We start from the raw sequence: 16,102 nt of genomic DNA, 5'->3' as shown, positions 1-16,102 counted from the left end.
CAGCGTTTAGAGCCGGTTGACCTCAGTCACCCTGATCACAGCCGTTCCGGTTTCGTCTGAGGCAGCCAGGTCCACCTCGGCGGAAATCCCCCAGTCATGGTTGCCGGCGGGATCGTCGAAGATCTGCCGGACCTTCCACCGGTCCTTTTCCTCCGTGATGATGAGCAGGGCCGGTCCCCGGGCGTCCGGCCCGGTCCCGATGTCGTCGTGTTCGTCAAAGTAGTCGTCCAGGGCGTCTTCCCAGCGCTCGGCGCCCCAGCCGGCTGCGGCGTCGAGTTCCCCCAGCGCGGCCGCGTCCTCGTCGGCGAACAGCTCAACGCGGCGGAACAGTTCGTTGCGCACCATCACCCGGAAGGCCCGGATGTTGGACGTGAGCGACGGCGGGGGCGGCGGCGGCGCGTCGTGCGGTGTCGGGGCGGCGCCCGAGGCCAGCTCCTCCCATTCGTCCAGGAGGCTGGAGTCCACCTGGCGGACCAGCTCGCCGAGCCAGGCAACCAGGTCCTCCAAATCCTCGCGCAGCATGTCCTGGGGAACGGTCTGCCGCAGGGCCTTGAAGGCGTCCGCGAGGTAGCGCAGGACTATCCCCTCCGAACGGGCCAGCCCGTAGAACTGCACGAACTCGCCAAAGTTCATGGCACGCTCGTACATGTCCCGGACCACGGACTTGGGGGCAAGCTCGAAATCGCCCACCCAGGGCGCGGCCTTCCGGTACACCTCGAAGGCCTCCCCGAGAATCTCCGCCAAGGGCTGGGGGTAGGACACTTCCTCGAGCATGGCCATCCGCTGGTCGTACTCAATGCCGTCGGCCTTCATGGCGGCCACCGCCTCGCCGCGGGCCTTCTTTTGCTGGGCGGACAGGATCTGCCGCGGCTTCTCCAGGGTCGCCTCGATCACGGACACCACGTCCAGGGCGTACGACGGCGACTCCGGGTCCAGGAGTTCAAGTGCGGCCAGTGCGAAGGGGGACAGCGGTTGGTTGAGTGCGAAGTTCGGCTGGAGGTGGACAGTCAGCCGGACGGTCCGGCCGTCGGGTCCCTGCTCTTCCGCAGGGATCCGCTCCACCACCTCGGCCGCGAGCAGTTCGCGGTAGATGCCCAGTGCCTTTTTCATGAGCTGCAGCTGGGAGGACCGGGTCTCGTGGTTTTCCGTCAGGAGGCGTCGGGCCGCCGCAAACGGGTCCCCGGGCCGTTCCATCAGGTTCATCAGCATCGCGTGCGTCACCGTGAAGCTTGACGTCAACGGGTCCGGCACCGATTCGACGAGCCGCTTGAACGTAGGCTCGCCCCAGCTGACGAACCCCTCCGGCGGCTTCTTCTTCACCACCTGGCGCAGCTTCTTCTGGTCGTCACCGAATTTGGCCACGGCCTTGGCCATCGCCTTGACGTTCTCCGTCACGTGTTCGGGTGCCTGGACCACCACGGTCCCGGCGGTGTCGTAACCTGCCCGCCCGGCCCGGCCCGCAATCTGGTGGAACTCACGGGAGTTAAGCAGCCGGGTGCGGACGCCGTCGTACTTGCTCAGTGCCGTGAGCAGGACAGTGCGGATGGGCACGTTGATTCCCACGCCCAGGGTGTCGGTGCCGCAGATGACCTTCAGCAGCCCCGCCTGGGCCAGCTGCTCCACCAGCCGCCTGTACTTCGGCAGCATGCCCGCATGGTGCACGCCAATGCCGTGGCGGACCAGCCGGTTCAGGGTCTTGCCGAAACCGGCGGCGAACCGGAAGTTGGCGATCAGCTCTGCGATCCTGTCCTTCTCCTCGCGGGTGCAGACGTTGATGCTCATCAGCGTCTGTGCGCGGTCAATCGCCTCGACCTGGCTGAAGTGCACCACGTAGACCGGCACCTGCCTGGTGGAGAGCAGCTCCTCCAGCGTCTCGTGCACGGGGGTCTCGTGGTAGTAGTAATGCAGCGGAATGGGCCGTTCCGCGGAGCTCACCGTGGTGGTGGCGCGGCCCGTCAGCGTTGTCAGGCCTTCCTCGAACCGGCTGACGTCCCCCAGCGTGGCGGACATCAGGAGGAACTGGGCCTGGGGGAGTTCCAGCAGGGGAACCTGCCACGCCCAGCCGCGCTGCGGGTCCGAATAGAAATGGAACTCGTCCATGATCACCGTGCCGAGTTCCGCGGCTGCGCCTTCACGGAGGGCGGTGTTGGCCAGGATCTCGGCCGTGCAGCAGATGATGGGCGCATCCTGGTTGACGCCGGAATCGCCCGTGATCATTCCCACGTTCTCGGCGCCGAAAATATCGCACAGGGCAAAGAACTTCTCGGAGACCAGCGCCTTGATCGGCGCGGTGTAGTAGCTCCGCTGGCCCTGGGCCATGGCCTGGAAGTGGGCGGCGATGGCCACGAGGGATTTTCCGGACCCGGTGGGGGTGGCCAGGATGACGTTGGACCCCGTGGCCAGCTCCATAATGGCTTCGTCCTGTGCGGGATACAGGGCCAGTCCGCGGCTTTCCGTCCACTCAACGAACCGCGTGTAGAGGTCGTCGGGATCCACACCCACAGTACGGACGGAGGCGGGCAGATGGGGCAGCTGGTCAACGAGTTTCATTGATTGCCAGCTTAGTGCCCTGCCGTGCCCGGGATTCCGCCCCGCCCGGGTTAAGCTTCGCGGTACAGAAGACGGCACCAGAATGCGGAGATGGATATGAAGTGGGATCCGGCGAAATATGTCCAGTTCGGAGACTACCGGGACCGGCCCTTTTTCGACCTGACCGGCAGGGTCCGGGCGGACCGGCCCGTCCAGGTGGTGGACCTTGGCTGCGGGCCCGGGAACCTGACCGCCACGCTCGCGGACCGCTGGCCCGGTTCCGACGTGGTTGGCCTTGACTCATCGGAAGAGATGCTCGCCAAAGCCGCCGGACGGGCGGAAAGGAACCCGTCCCTGCGCTTCGAACTGGCCGACATTTCGGAGTGGAAACCCTCCGGGCAGACCGACGTTGTGGTCAGCAATGCGGCCCTGCAGTGGGTGCCGGGCCACCAGGACATGATGCGGACCTGGCTGGATGCCCTCCGCCCCGGTGCCTGGTTCGCGCTCCAGGTCCCGGGGAACTTCAACGCCCCGTCCCATGCGTTGATGCGCGGGCTGGCGGGGTCACAGCGGTGGGTGCGGCAGCTCGGCGGGGTGCTGCAGGGCGGCGAGTCGGTGGGCGAGCCTGCGGACTACCTTCATCTCATGCTCGACGCCGGGTTCTCGGCTGACGCCTGGGAGACGACCTACCTGCAGGTGCTGGCCGGCACGGACGCCGTCCTGGAATGGGTCCGCGGCACAGCGCTCCGCCCCGTCCTTGCCGCCCTTTCCGCGGCGGAGGGGGCGGAATTCGAGTCGGAGTACGCAGCCGTGCTGCGGGAAGCGTATCCAGAAACGGGGCATGGCACCGTCTTTCCCTTTCGAAGGATCTTCGCCGTGGGGTGCAAGAACCGGTGACGAACCGGGCCGCTGGACGCTCTTCACACTCCAGTCACACGCGTGACAACTCCGGAATGTGATCTGGCCTACAATGACGGGGTGGCTGATGGGGGAGAGGCCGCCGCAGGCTGTTCCCTCCGCCGACTGACCCAACTGGAGGTACGTTGCTGATCGGACTGATGAGCCGGCTGCTTGGGGGCCACAAAGCCCATGTGGCTGCCATCGTAGTCCTCCAGCTGGTCCAGGCTGCGGCCACCCTGCTGCTGCCCACGGTCAACGCAGCAATCATCGATGACGGCATCGTTGCCGGAAACCACACAGTCATCCCGCGCCTGGGAATCACCATGGCGGCGCTGGCCGTAATCCAGGCCGTTGCCGCCATCGCCGCGGGGTACCTCGCCGCTGTGGCGGCCATGAGGATCGGGCACCAGCTGCGGGCGGAGATCTTCACCAAGATCCAGTCATTGTCCTCCCGGGAGGTGGCGGCCTTCGGAACCCAGAGCCTGGCCACCCGGGCCACCAACGACACCCAGCAGATCCAGGCGTTCGCGGTCCTCGTGTTCACCATGCTGGTTGCCGGCCCGGCCATGGGCCTGGGCGGCATTGTCCTGGCACTCCAGCAGGACCTGCCGCTGTCCGCGGTTGTGATCGTCATTGTGCCCCTGCTCCTGATCATCATGTACCTCATCGTGGGCCGCCTCATCCCGCTGTACCGCGAAGGGCAGGAACACCTCGACCGTGCAGGGGGCATCCTCCGCGAGCAGATCATGGGCGCCAACGTCATCCGGGCCTTTGTCCGACAGGACCACGAAGTCCGGCGCTTCGCCCGGATCAACAGCATCCTGACAGCCAACAACCTCCAGTCGGCGCTGCTGGTGGCAGGAATGCTGCCTCTGGTCATGCTGGTGGTGAACCTTTCCTCCGTGGCCGTTGTCTGGTTCGGCGGGCAGCGGATCCAGGCCGGACTGATGAACATCGGGGCGTTGGCCGCGTTCATTGCCTACATCCTGCAAATCCTCCTGGCCATCATGATGGCCATGTACGTGCTTATGACGGCGCCCCGGGCTGCAGTGTGCGCGGAGCGCATCGGCGCCGTACTTGATACCGAACCCTCCGTGCGCGACCCGCAGCAACCCAGTCTGTTGCTTCCCGCGCCGGCGGGCGGCGCGCAGCATCCGTCGGCCAGGCAGGGGGTTCTCCAGTTCAAAGGCGTGGGTTTTTCCTATCCCGGAGCGGAGGCCCCCGTCCTCGCGGACATCAGCTTCACAGCCGTTCCGGGCACTACCACCGCCATCGTGGGGTCCACTGGCAGCGGAAAGTCCACGCTGCTGAACCTCATTCCGCGATTCCTCGACCCGACGGCAGGAACCATCACCCTCGACGGCGCGGACATCCGGGAGCTGCGGCTCGACACCCTTCGTGCCGCCATGTCCATAGTCCCCCAGCAGTCCCACCTGTTTTCGGGGACCATCGCGGATAACCTCCGGATGGCAGCACCGGACGCATCGGACGCCGAGCTTTGGCGCGCCCTCGAGACGGCCCAGACCATGCGGTTCATGAGCGTGCTGCCGTTGGGGCTTGCCACCCCCGTTGGCCAGGGCGGGACCAACCTGTCCGGGGGGCAAAGGCAACGTTTGTGCATCACCCGCGCGCTGCTGAGGAAGGTGCCGCTGTACCTTCTTGATGACAGCTTCTCGGCGCTGGACTACGACACGGACGCGAGGTTGAGGCAGGCGTTGGCCGCGGAACTTGCCTCCAGCACAGTGATAGTGGTGGCGGAACGGATTGCCGCAGTGGAAAGCGCAGACCGCATTTTGGTCTTGGACGGCGGGCGCCTGGTGGCGCAGGGGACGCACGCCGAACTGCTTGAGATTTCCCCCACGTACCGGGAGATCGCGGACTCGCAGCTGGCCCTGGAGGGCCGGTCATGACGCTTCCGGCCGTTGCCCCAGGGGTGCCAGGGAGGTTTTGGCCAACAACTGGACGGCTTCTGGGCCTGCTCCTCCCGTTCAGGCGCTTCATGGTGGGCGCCGTGGTGGCTACCTGCACCTTTGCGGGGCTCAACGTGGCCGCGCCGAAATACCTCGGTGACGCCACCGATGTGGTGGTGGACGGCGTCGTGCTGGGATCCCTTGACCAGGGGCGGCTTGGCCTGTTGCTGGCGGGGGTGGCGCTGATGTACGTCTTGGCCTCGCTGTTCAACTGGATCCAGGGAGCGCTGACAGCCCGGTCGGTGCAGGGGCTCATGTACAACTTGCGGGCCTCGCTCGAGGACAAACTCCACCGCCTGCCCTCCACCTATTTCCAGGAACGCTCCCGGGGCGATGTCCTGAGCCGCGCCACCAATGACATCGACAACATCGCCCAGGCCCTGAACCAGCTCCTCACCCAGCTGATCATGTCCTTCCTCATGCTCTGCGGGTCCCTGGCAATGATGCTCTGGATCTCGCCGCTGCTCGCCGCAATTGCGGTGGCGACTGTTCCGCTGTCCACCCTGATCACCGTGCTCGTGGCCCGGCGTTCGCAGGCGCACTTCGCGAGGCAGTGGACCGAAACCGGCCAGTTGAACGCGCACGTGGAGGAGCTCATAACCGGACACGAGGTGATCAAAGCCTTCGGACACCAGGACAAGGCCGCCGAAATATTCGCCGGAAGCAACGGCCGGCTGGCGCGCGCAGCTACCAGGGCCCAGTATTCAGCCGGTGTGGTCCAGCCGCTGATGGTGCTGATGTCCAACCTCAATTACATTGCCGTGGCCGTGGTGGGCGCGCTCCAGGTCCTTGCCGGCGCCATGACCATCGGCGGGATCCAGGCGTTCATCCAGTTCAGCAGGCTCTTTAGCCAGCCGGTGGGCCAAATCGGCGGGATGCTCAACCTCATCCAGTCCTGCGCCGCGTCCGCTGCACGTGTTTTCGACCTCCTGGACACAGAGGAGGATCCCGCGGAGCCGTCCGCGGGATCCACCGCGGCCCTGGCCGGCGGCCGGATCGTCTTTGACGACGTGACTTTCGGATACCCGGAATCAGCCCCGGCGGTGCGCAACCTTTCCTTCTCCGTCGAGCCGGGCCAGACCGTAGCGATTGTGGGGCACACCGGTGCAGGGAAGACCACTGTGGTGAACCTCCTGATGAGGTTCTACGGGCCCGGATCGGGCCGCATAACCATGGGAGGACAGGACATTGCCGGGATTCCCCGGGACCGCCTCCGGGAGCAGTTCGGGGTGGTGCTCCAGGACGCGTGGCTCTTCGCCGGCACCATCAGGGAAAACATTGCCTACGGCCGGCCGGACGCCACGGACGCCTGCATCAGGGCGGCCGCCGAGGCCACTTACGTCGAACGGTTCGTCAGGGCACTGCCCGACGGCTATGACACCGTCCTGGAAAACGGTGGGGAACCCCTCAGCCAGGGCCAACGGCAACTGGTCACCATAGCCCGGGCACAACTGGCCGGCAGGGCTGTCCTGATCCTGGACGAGGCCACCAGCTCGGTTGACTCCCGGACCGAACTCCTCATCCGCCAGGCAATGCAGCGCCTGCGGCAGGGCAGGACGAGCTTCGTGATAGCCCACCGTTTGTCCACCGTCCGCAACGCTGATCTAATTCTGGTCATGGATCACGGCCGCATTGTCGAGCAGGGCACACACCAAAGCCTCCTGTCCGCCAACAGCTACTACGCCCGGCTTCACAACGCACAATTCTCCGTCCGGCCCGGCCGTGCGGACGCCCTTGAGGCCGGCCTTTGATGCCCGCATCCGGCTTCCCCGGAACATGGAAACCGAACACTGCCAGTTCCGTGGCGCTGTTTGAACAGCTGCGGCTCCAGGTCATCCACCAGGTGGACAACGGAGCCCTCCCGCCGGGGACCCGGCTGCCCGCCGTCAGGGCCCTGGCCGAGCGCCTGGATGTGGCTCCGCATACAGTGGCCCGCGCCTACAAGGAGCTCGAAGCCGCCGGAATCGTTGCCACCCACGGCAGGAACGGAACAACGGTGTGCGCACGTGACGAACGTCTCGGCGGGCTCTCAGCCGCCGCAGCAGCCTACGCTGCCGCGGCCAAAGCGCAGGGCGCCACGTTCGCCGAGGCGGTGAAGCTGCTGGCCGCCGCCTACGACGCCGGCTGACCGCCCCCGCGTGGATGTTCGAAGAAGTTTTCGATTAGCATAGTGGAGTGCCTAAAGCCGTAGCCGAAGAAACAGCCGTCCACCCCGTTTCCGTCGCAGCAGCACCCGCCGCCGCACCACACCGTCCGGACCTCTCCCGCCTGGTCGTCAAGGGCGCGCGGGAGCACAACCTGCGGAATGTGGACCTCGACCTGCCCCGGGATGCGATGATCGTCTTCACCGGGCTGTCAGGATCCGGGAAGTCCTCCCTGGCTTTCGACACCATCTTCGCAGAGGGCCAACGGCGCTACGTGGAATCGCTGTCCGCGTACGCGCGCCAGTTCCTGGGCCAGGTGGACAAGCCGGACGTCGACTTCATTGAGGGACTGTCGCCGGCGGTCTCCATCGACCAGAAGTCCACCAGCAAGAACCCCCGTTCCACGGTGGGCACCATCACCGAAATCTACGACTACATGCGCCTGCTCTGGGCCCGTGTGGGCCGGCCCCACTGCCCCGTGTGCGGCGAGCCGGTGGCCAAGCAGACTCCCCAGCAGATCGTTGACCAGCTGCTGGAGCTTGACCAGGGTACCCGCTTCCAGGTCCTGGCCCCGGTGGTGCGTGGACGCAAGGGCGAATTCGTTGACCTCTTCAAGGAACTGACCGCAAAGGGCTACTCCCGTGCACGCGTTGACGGGAACCTGGTCCAGCTGAGCGACCCGCCCAAGCTGGGCAAGCAGTTCAAGCACACCATCGAGGTGGTGGTGGACAGACTGGTCGTCAAGGAAGGCATCAGCCAGCGGCTCACCGACTCCATTGAGACCGCGCTGGGCCTGGCCGAGGGCCGCGTCCTTGCCGAGTTCGTGGACCTTGAAGCGGACGATCCCGGCCGGCTGCGGGCCTTCTCCGAAAACCTGGCCTGCCCCAACGAGCACCCGCTTGCCATCGACGAGATCGAGCCCAGGTCCTTCTCGTTCAACAACCCCTTCGGCGCCTGCGCGGCCTGCAGCGGCATCGGCACCAAGCTGGAGGTGGACGAGGAACTCATCGTTCCCAACCCGGAACTTTCGCTGGCCGAGGGAGCCATCGCCCCGTGGTCGCTTGGCACAGCCACCACTGAGTACTGGAACAGGCTCCTGGAGGGCCTCGCCAAGGAACTCGGCTTCTCCATGGACACGCCGTGGGAGAAGCTGGGCAAGGACGTGCGCCAGACCGTGCTGCACGGCAAGGACCACAAGGTTGTGGTGCAGTACCGCAACCGCTTCGGCCGGGAACGGAAGTACAGTACCGGATTCGAAGGCGCCATCCAGTACGTCCACCGCAAGCACGGCGAAACGGACTCCGACTGGGCCCGCGACCGCTACGAAGAGTACATGCGGCAGATTCCCTGCCCGGCCTGCAACGGGGCGCGCCTCAACCCGGCCTCCCTGTCGGTGCTGATCAACGGCAAGTCCATTGCCGACGTCGCTGCCCTGCCCATGCGTGACTGCGCCGCGTTCCTGAACAACCTTGTCCTGACGGGCCGGGAAGCGCAGATTGCCCACCAGGTGCTCAAGGAGATCCAGGCCCGGCTGACCTTCCTGCTCGACGTCGGGCTGGAATACCTGAACCTTGAGCGTCCGTCCGCCACCCTCTCCGGCGGTGAGGCCCAGCGCATCCGCCTTGCCACCCAGATCGGCTCGGGCCTGGTGGGTGTCCTGTATGTGCTGGACGAACCGTCCATCGGGCTGCACCAGCGCGACAACCGGCGGCTGATCGACACCCTGACCCGGCTCCGCGACATGGGCAATACGCTCATCGTCGTTGAGCACGACGAAGACACCATCCACGTGGCTGACTGGATCGTGGACATCGGACCCGGCGCGGGCGAGCACGGCGGCCAGGTGGTCCACTCCGGCTCCTACAAGGACCTGCTGGAGAACACCGCATCCCTCACCGGCGACTACCTGTCCGGGCGCAAGAAGATCGAAGTCCCGAAGAAACGCCGCAAGTACGACAAAAAGCGTGAGCTGAAGGTGGTGGGCGCGAGGGAGAACAACCTCCTGAACGTGGACGCGGCGTTCCCGCTGGGGCTCTTCACCGCGGTCACCGGGGTGAGCGGCTCCGGCAAGTCCACGCTGGTCAACGAGATCCTCTATAAGGTGCTGGCCAACAAGCTCAACGGCGCCAAGCAGGTAGCCGGCCGGCACAAAACCGTCCAGGGCCTGGAGCACCTGGACAAGGTGGTCCACGTGGACCAGAGCCCTATCGGGCGCACCCCCCGTTCCAACCCCGCCACCTACACGGGGGTGTTCGACAACATCCGCAAGCTGTTCGCGGAAACCACTGAGGCGAAGGTACGCGGGTACCTGCCCGGCCGGTTCTCGTTCAACGTCAAGGGCGGCCGCTGCGAAGCGTGCTCGGGTGACGGAACGCTGAAGATCGAGATGAACTTCCTGCCCGACGTCTACGTCCCCTGCGAGGTGTGCCATGGTGCGCGGTACAACCGGGAGACGCTCGAGGTGCACTACAAGGGCAAGACCATCGCGGACGTGCTGAACATGCCCATCGAGGAAGGCGCCGAGTTCTTCGCTGCCTTCTCGCCCATCGCCCGGCACCTCAACACCCTCGTGGACGTTGGCCTGGGCTACGTCCGCCTGGGCCAGCCGGCCACCACGCTGTCCGGCGGCGAGGCCCAGCGCGTGAAGCTGGCCGCCGAACTCCAGAAGCGGTCCAACGGGCGCAGCGTCTACGTGCTGGACGAGCCCACCACGGGGCTCCACTTCGAGGACATCCGCAAGCTGCTGATGGTCCTGCAGGGGCTGGTGGACAAAGGCAACACCGTGATCACCATCGAACACAACCTGGACGTCATCAAGAGCGCGGACTGGATCGTGGACCTCGGGCCGGACGGCGGTTCCGGCGGCGGCCAGATCGTGGCATCAGGAACGCCGGAGGAGCTGGCCAAGTCCACTGCCAGCCACACAGCCGCGTTCCTCGCTGAAATCCTGTAGAAGCGCGGCGAGGTCTCCTGACGTAATCCAAATGTATGCCGCTGCGCGTATGCGAGTTTCAGGCATGAGTGGTGTCGTGAGAAACTAACCCGGTGACTCAAACAACAGTGCCCGTGATCTTTGACCTGGACGGCACTCTTGTCGATCCGGCCGGGGGAATAACAGACGGAATCTCCTTTGCCCTGAACGCCATGGGGCTTCCCGTTCCCGGGCAGGACCTGCTCCACGCGATGATCGGCCCGAAACTCAGCGATGCCCTGCTGAATGTGGCCAACGTGCCGGCGGACCTGCTGGACGAGGTCATCCGCCTGTACCGCGAGTACTACGTCGCCACCGGGATCGCGCAGGGCCGGATCTACCCGGGCGTCCGTGAAGTCCTGGAGTCCTTCGCGGAAGCCGGGCTCCCGGTGGCTGTTGCCACCCAGAAGCCGCAGCGCCTTGCCCGCACTGTGCTGGCACACCATGGAATCGACGGGTTGTTCCACGGCATCCACGGCTCTGAGGATGACGAAAGCGCGGTGCAGGGGGTTCCGCTCGGCAAGACAGGGATCATCGCCGCTGCATTGAAGGACCTGAACACGCAGCATGCCGTGATGGTGGGGGACCGGGCACAGGATGTTTCAGGGGCCATCGCCAACGGCCTGGACTGCATCGGCGTGGCTTGGGGATTTGCGCCCGACGGCGAGCTGGAGGAGGCCGGTGCGGTGGCCGTGGTGGAAACCGCGGAGGGCCTGGTGCAGCTTCTCCGGCAGGTGCAGGCCATCCACTCCGCGGCCCTGGGGGAGGTGACCAACGATGGCAATGTTTGATGCTGTCCGCTGGACCACGCGCAGCCTGATCTCGAGCACCTGCCGGCCCACCGTCGTCGGCCTTGAAAACGTTCCTGCCGACGGGCCGTTCATCGTCGCCCCGAACCATCTGTCATTCTTCGACAGCGTGATCGTCCAGGCCCTGATGCCGCGCCCCGTTGCCTTCTTCGCGAAGGCCGAATACTTCACAACCGGAGGCGTCAAGGGCAAGGTCATGAAGGCCTTTTTCGAGTCCGTGGGTTCCATTCCCGTGGAGCGGGGTGAGCAGGCCGCAAGTGTCCAGGCACTCAAGACGCTGCTGGACATCCTGGAATCCGGCAAGGGAATCGGCATCTATCCGGAAGGCACCCGCTCCCGTGACGGCATCCTCTACCGGGGACGCACCGGCGTGGGATGGCTGGCGCTCAGCACCGGGGCACCGGTGATTCCCGTTGGACTTATCGGTACGGAAAACCTCCAGCGCGCCGGTGAGAGCGGGGTACGCCCGCAGCATTTCACCATGAAAGTGGGGGAGCCGCTGTACTTCGACAAGACCGGGCCGGACCATTCGCTGCCGGCCCGGCGGGCAGTGACTGACCGCATCATGGACGCCATTGCCGAACTCAGCGGACAGGAACGCTCCACCAGTTACAACCAGAGCAAGGCCACGGAATAACCCCGGTTCCAGCCGGATTTAAGGGCCGCGAGGCGCGCCGGGTGGCAAAGGCACCCGGCGCGCCTCAGTAGACTGGATAGGTGGCAAATCCAGCAAGTTACCGGCCCAAGACGGGGGAGATTCCCACCAACCCGGGGGTGTACCGCTTCCGTGATGCGCACGGCCGCGTCATCTATGTCGGCAAGGCCAAGAGCCTCCGTTCCCGCCTGAACTCCTACTTTGCCAACCCTGCCGGCCTGCTGCCCAAGACCTACGCCATGGTCCACGCCGCCAGCAGCGTCGAGTGGACGGTGGTGGGCAGCGAACTCGAGTCGCTGCAGCTGGAATACACCTGGATCAAGGAATTCAAGCCGCGGTTCAACGTGGTGTTCCGTGACGATAAGACCTACCCCTACCTGGCCGTCACTGTCGGCGAGAAGTACCCGCGCGTGCAGGTGATGCGCGGCGACAAGCGAAAGGGCACCCGCTACTTCGGCCCCTACACGGCAGGCGCCATCCGGGAGACCATGGATACCCTGTTGCGAGTCTTTCCGGTCCGCAGCTGCAGCGCCGGGGTGTTCAAGCGCGCCGAGGCCAGCGGCCGGCCCTGCCTCCTGGGCTATATCGATAAATGCTCTGCCCCATGCGTGGGAAGGATCTCCCCGGAAGACCACCGGGCACTGGCTGAGGACTTCTGCGCCTTTATGGGCGGCGAGGCCAGGCGCTTCATCGCGAAGCTGGAAAAGCAGATGGCGGAAGCAGTAGCCGAGCTTGACTACGAGCGTGCTGCCCGGGTCCGCGATGACATCACCGCCTTGCGGAAAGTCTTTGAGCGCAACGCCGTGGTCCTTGCGGAGGACACCGACGCCGACATCTTCGCCCTGCACGAAGACGAACTGGAAGCTGCGGTCCAGGTGTTCCATGTCCGCGGCGGCCGCATCCGCGGCCAGCGTGGCTGGGTAGTTGAAAAGGTGGAGGATTCCACCACCCCGGACCTCGTGGAGCACCTCCTGCAACAGGTGTACGGCGAGGACGGCGATAGCCATGGCAGGCTGCCGCGCGAGGTCCTGGTGCCCGTCGCCCCCAGCAATACCGAGGAACTGGCGCTGTGGCTGGGCGGACTGCGCGGGGCAAAAGTTGATATCCGGGTCCCGCAGCGCGGGGACAAGGCCGCGTTGATGTCCACGGTGCGCGAAAATGCCGAGCACGCCCTGAAGCTTCACAAGACCCGGCGCGCGGGGGATCTCACCGTGAGGTCGCAGGCATTGCAGGAGCTCCAGGAGGCGCTGGACCTGCCGGTGCCGCTGCTGCGGATCGAGTGCTTCGACGTCTCGCACGTCCAGGGCACCAACGTGGTGGCCTCCATGGTGGTGGTGGAGGACGGGCTGCCCAAGAAAGCGGACTACCGGAAATTCTCGGTCACCGGACCGGCAGCGGCGGACGACACCGCCGCGATGCATGACGTCCTCACCCGCCGGTTCCGCCACTACCTGCAGGACAAGTCCGCGCAGGTGGGTGAGGCTGCCCTGGCCGGCGTCCCGGCGGAGGCCGAAGAGGGGCCTGGACAGGAACAGGAAGCGCAGGCCGGCCTGCTGGATACCACCACGCCTGCACCGCGGGCCAGGTTCGCCTACCCGCCCAACCTGGTGGTGGTGGACGGCGGCAAGCCCCAGGTCAATGCTGCAGCCCGTGCCCTCGCCGATCTCGGCATTGACGACGTCTACGTGGTGGGCCTGGCCAAGCGGCTCGAGGAAGTGTGGCTGCCGGACAGCGACTTCCCGGTCATCCTCCCCAGGACGTCCCAGGGGCTGTACCTGCTGCAGCGGATCCGTGACGAAGCCCACCGCTTCGCCATTTCCTTCCACCGGCAAAAGCGGGGGAAGGCCATGACCGTGTCCGCCCTGGACGGCGTGCCGGGACTGGGTGCCTCCAAACGGAAAGCCCTGCTGGCCCACTTTGGTTCCGTGAAGGGCGTCAAGGCCGCCTCGGCGGCTGAGCTGTCCCAGGCGAAGGGCATCGGCCCTGCCCTTGCCGGCGCCATCGTGAACCACTTCGCGCCGGACGGACCGGAAGCTGCGGCTGTCCCTGCCATCAACATGACCACCGGCGAAATCATTGAAACTTAGCGGAGTCCCCTGAAACTTGGCTAGGGTAATGAACGGGGTTTCCGCCAACGCGGCAGCCTGCAGGACAACAACAGGAACGGGGCGGACTTAATGGCAGAGACGACGGCGGAATCCGGGGCCGGGGAGGACGGGCTGCAGCCCGTCAAGCCCCTCGAAGCGGAGCTGCTGGTGGTCACCGGAATGTCCGGAGCCGGGCGGAGCACGGCTGCCGATGCGCTGGAGGACCACGGCTGGTATGTCGTGGAGAACCTTCCGCCGCAGATGCTCGGAACCTTGGCCGACCTTGTGTCCCACGCCCCGCAGTCCATTCCGCGGCTGGCGGTGGTCATTGACGTCCGCAGCAAGGGCCTGTTCGCCGACATCCGGGCCGCGCTGGGAGCATTGGCCTCCAGCGGAGTGGCTTTCCGGGTGCTCTTCCTGGACGCCAGCGACAACGTCCTGGTCAGGCGGTTCGAGCAGGGACGCCGGCCGCATCCGCTGCAGGGCGGCGGCCGCATCCTCGACGGCATTGCCGCCGAACGGGAGTTGCTCCAGGAACTGCGCGACAGCTCAGACGTCGTCCTGGACACCTCCGGCTACAACGTCCACGGCCTTGCCACCGCCATAACCGAACTCTTCAGTGAAACGGGGCCCGTGGCCCTGCGGCTGAACGTCATGAGCTTCGGCTTCAAGTACGGCCTGCCCGTTGACGCCAACTACGTTGCGGACGTCCGGTTCATCCCCAACCCGCACTGGGTGCCCCAGCTGCGCCCGCACACCGGGCTGGACAAGGATGTCAGCGACTACGTCCTGGAGGCGGAAGGGGTCAAGAACTTCGTGGACCGCTACGTCATGGCCCTCGAGCCCGTCCTGGACGGTTACCGCCGCGAGAACAAGCACTACGCCACCATCGCCGTGGGCTGCACGGGCGGGAAGCACCGCTCAGTGGCCGTCGCCGTCGAGCTTTCCAAGAAACTGGCACAGTTCCCCAGAGTCACGGTGACCACCACGCACCGGGATCTGGGCCGGGAGTAATGTCGCTTTTCACCGGGGCCCTGCCGCTGGTTCCGCCCGCCGGACCAGCGGGCGGCCAGCAAAACAAAGGCCCCAAGGTAGTTGCCCTGGGCGGCGGCCACGGCCTGTCGGCGTCGCTGTCCGCGCTGCGCCTCCTCACTTCGGACCTGACGGCGGTGGTGACGGTAGCGGACGACGGCGGCTCGTCCGGGCGCCTGCGCGAGGAGTACGGTGTCCTGCCGCCGGGGGACCTGCGCATGGCGTTGGCCGCCCTGTGTGACGACACTGACTGGGGACGCACCTGGCGGGACGTCATGCAGCACCGGTTCCGTCCCGGCAAGGGCCCGGGCGGCTCCCTGGACGAACATGCCATGGGCAACCTGCTGATCGTCACCCTCTGGGAACTGCTGGGCGACGCCGTCGCCGGGCTCAAGTGGGCAGGCGCGCTCCTTGGAGCACGCGGCCAGGTCCTGCCCATGTCCACCGTGCCGCTCACCATCGAAGGTGACGTCCGGATCACCGCCCCTGACGGCGGCTCCGCCCTGCACACCATCCGGGGCCAGGCGCGCTGCGCGGTAGCGGGATCCCTGGAGGAGGTGCGGCTCCTGCCCGGAGCCGCCCCCGCCTGCGTTGAGGCACTTACTGCGATCGAGCTCGCGGACTGGGTCATCCTGGGGCCCGGCTCCTGGTACACCTCCGTGCTGCCGCACCTCCTCCTGCCCGAGATGCGGGAGGCACTGTGCCAGACGCCGGCGAAGCGCTGCCTCACCATGAACCTGGCCACGGATACCAAGGAAACGTCCGGCATGACCGCCGCGGACCACCTTGACGTGCTGCGAAGATATGCCCCCGGGTTCAGCGTGGACGTTGTCCTGGCAGATCCCGCCTCCGTCCCTGACCGGCAGGAGTTCGAGAAAGCCGCCGGGATGATCGGCGCCGAGGTGGTCTTGGGTAAAGTAGGGGCGTCGGGCCGCCGTCCCGTCCACGACCCCCTGCGTCTGGCGACGGCGTACCACGACGTTTTTGGGAACAGTTAGGAAGGTG

The 16,102-nt window shown here is 66.1% G+C and carries 11 protein-coding genes; 10 read left to right on the top strand and 1 reads right to left on the bottom strand.

The window, feature by feature from the left end; genetic code table 11:
• Positions 1-6: 6 nt before the first annotated feature.
• Complete coding sequence (locus tag GK109_RS21215; protein WP_157242375.1) at positions 7-2,550, bottom strand: RNA helicase; 2,544 nt, start codon at positions 2,548-2,550, stop codon at positions 7-9.
• Positions 2,551-2,646: 96 nt separating this feature from the next.
• On the opposite strand from GK109_RS21215, the gene GK109_RS21210 reads away from it, so the two are divergent.
• The 10 genes from GK109_RS21210 to yvcK all read left to right on the top strand — a co-directional run bounded on the left by GK109_RS21210 (position 2,647) and on the right by yvcK (position 16,095).
• A complete protein-coding gene (locus GK109_RS21210; protein WP_157243221.1) occupies positions 2,647-3,426 on the top strand; it encodes a trans-aconitate 2-methyltransferase in 780 nt (259 codons plus the stop codon).
• A gap of 161 nt (positions 3,427-3,587) precedes the next feature.
• Entirely contained in the window at positions 3,588-5,339 is a 1,752-nt protein-coding gene (locus GK109_RS21205; RefSeq protein ID WP_197432525.1) for an ABC transporter ATP-binding protein, read from the top strand.
• On the top strand, positions 5,336-7,150 hold the full coding sequence (locus tag GK109_RS21200; RefSeq protein ID WP_157242373.1) for an ABC transporter ATP-binding protein: 1,815 nt from the start codon (positions 5,336-5,338) through the stop codon (positions 7,148-7,150). Before GK109_RS21205 ends, GK109_RS21200 begins: the two co-directional genes overlap by 4 nt.
• Entirely contained in the window at positions 7,150-7,527 is a 378-nt protein-coding gene (locus GK109_RS21195; RefSeq protein WP_157242372.1) for a GntR family transcriptional regulator, read from the top strand. The genes GK109_RS21200 and GK109_RS21195 overlap by 1 nt, the downstream gene beginning before the upstream one ends.
• Before the next feature lie 47 nt (positions 7,528-7,574).
• Positions 7,575-10,496, top strand: coding sequence for an excinuclease ABC subunit UvrA (uvrA, locus tag GK109_RS21190; RefSeq protein WP_321216176.1), 2,922 nt, complete (start codon positions 7,575-7,577; stop codon positions 10,494-10,496).
• 92 nt (positions 10,497-10,588) lie between these two features.
• Positions 10,589-11,305 (top strand): HAD hydrolase-like protein, encoded by a 717-nt coding sequence (locus tag GK109_RS21185; RefSeq protein ID WP_370460745.1) that lies wholly within the window; start codon positions 10,589-10,591, stop codon positions 11,303-11,305.
• Entirely contained in the window at positions 11,292-11,960 is a 669-nt protein-coding gene (locus GK109_RS21180) for a 1-acyl-sn-glycerol-3-phosphate acyltransferase (protein ID WP_157242371.1), read from the top strand. The genes GK109_RS21185 and GK109_RS21180 overlap by 14 nt, the downstream gene beginning before the upstream one ends.
• 80 nt (positions 11,961-12,040) lie before the next feature.
• Entirely contained in the window at positions 12,041-14,065 is a 2,025-nt protein-coding gene (gene uvrC, locus GK109_RS21175; protein WP_370460744.1) for an excinuclease ABC subunit UvrC, read from the top strand.
• 90 nt (positions 14,066-14,155) lie between these two features.
• Positions 14,156-15,079 carry an RNase adapter RapZ gene (rapZ, locus tag GK109_RS21170; protein WP_157242370.1) on the top strand — a complete coding sequence of 308 codons (924 nt, stop codon included), beginning with the start codon at positions 14,156-14,158 and terminating at the stop codon, positions 15,077-15,079.
• Positions 15,079-16,095: a uridine diphosphate-N-acetylglucosamine-binding protein YvcK gene (yvcK, locus tag GK109_RS21165; protein ID WP_157242369.1), complete on the top strand. Its 1,017-nt coding sequence runs from the start codon at positions 15,079-15,081 to the stop codon at positions 16,093-16,095. The genes rapZ and yvcK overlap by 1 nt, the downstream gene beginning before the upstream one ends.
• The last annotated feature ends 7 nt before the right edge of the window (positions 16,096-16,102 follow it).

This window comes from Pseudarthrobacter sp. GA104, from assembly GCF_009741265.1.
Taxonomy (GTDB): Bacteria; Actinomycetota; Actinomycetes; order Actinomycetales; family Micrococcaceae; genus Arthrobacter.
Note: the sequence above shows the minus strand (reverse complement) of the source record. Positions and strands in the feature narration are given on the sequence as shown.

Excerpts from the sequence above, each read along its gene's own strand:
- GK109_RS21215 (WP_157242375.1), bottom strand. The coding sequence starts at position 2,550 with ATGAAACTCGTTGACCAGCTGCCCCATCTGCCCGCCTCCGTCCGTACT.
- GK109_RS21210 (WP_157243221.1), top strand. The coding sequence starts at position 2,647 with ATGAAGTGGGATCCGGCGAAATATGTCCAGTTCGGAGACTACCGGGAC.
- GK109_RS21205 (WP_197432525.1), top strand. The coding sequence starts at position 3,588 with ATGAGCCGGCTGCTTGGGGGCCACAAAGCCCATGTGGCTGCCATCGTA.
- GK109_RS21200 (WP_157242373.1), top strand. The coding sequence starts at position 5,336 with ATGACGCTTCCGGCCGTTGCCCCAGGGGTGCCAGGGAGGTTTTGGCCA.
- GK109_RS21195 (WP_157242372.1), top strand. The coding sequence starts at position 7,150 with ATGCCCGCATCCGGCTTCCCCGGAACATGGAAACCGAACACTGCCAGT.
- GK109_RS21180 (WP_157242371.1), top strand. The coding sequence starts at position 11,292 with ATGGCAATGTTTGATGCTGTCCGCTGGACCACGCGCAGCCTGATCTCG.
- rapZ (WP_157242370.1), top strand. The coding sequence starts at position 14,156 with ATGGCAGAGACGACGGCGGAATCCGGGGCCGGGGAGGACGGGCTGCAG.
- yvcK (WP_157242369.1), top strand. The coding sequence starts at position 15,079 with ATGTCGCTTTTCACCGGGGCCCTGCCGCTGGTTCCGCCCGCCGGACCA.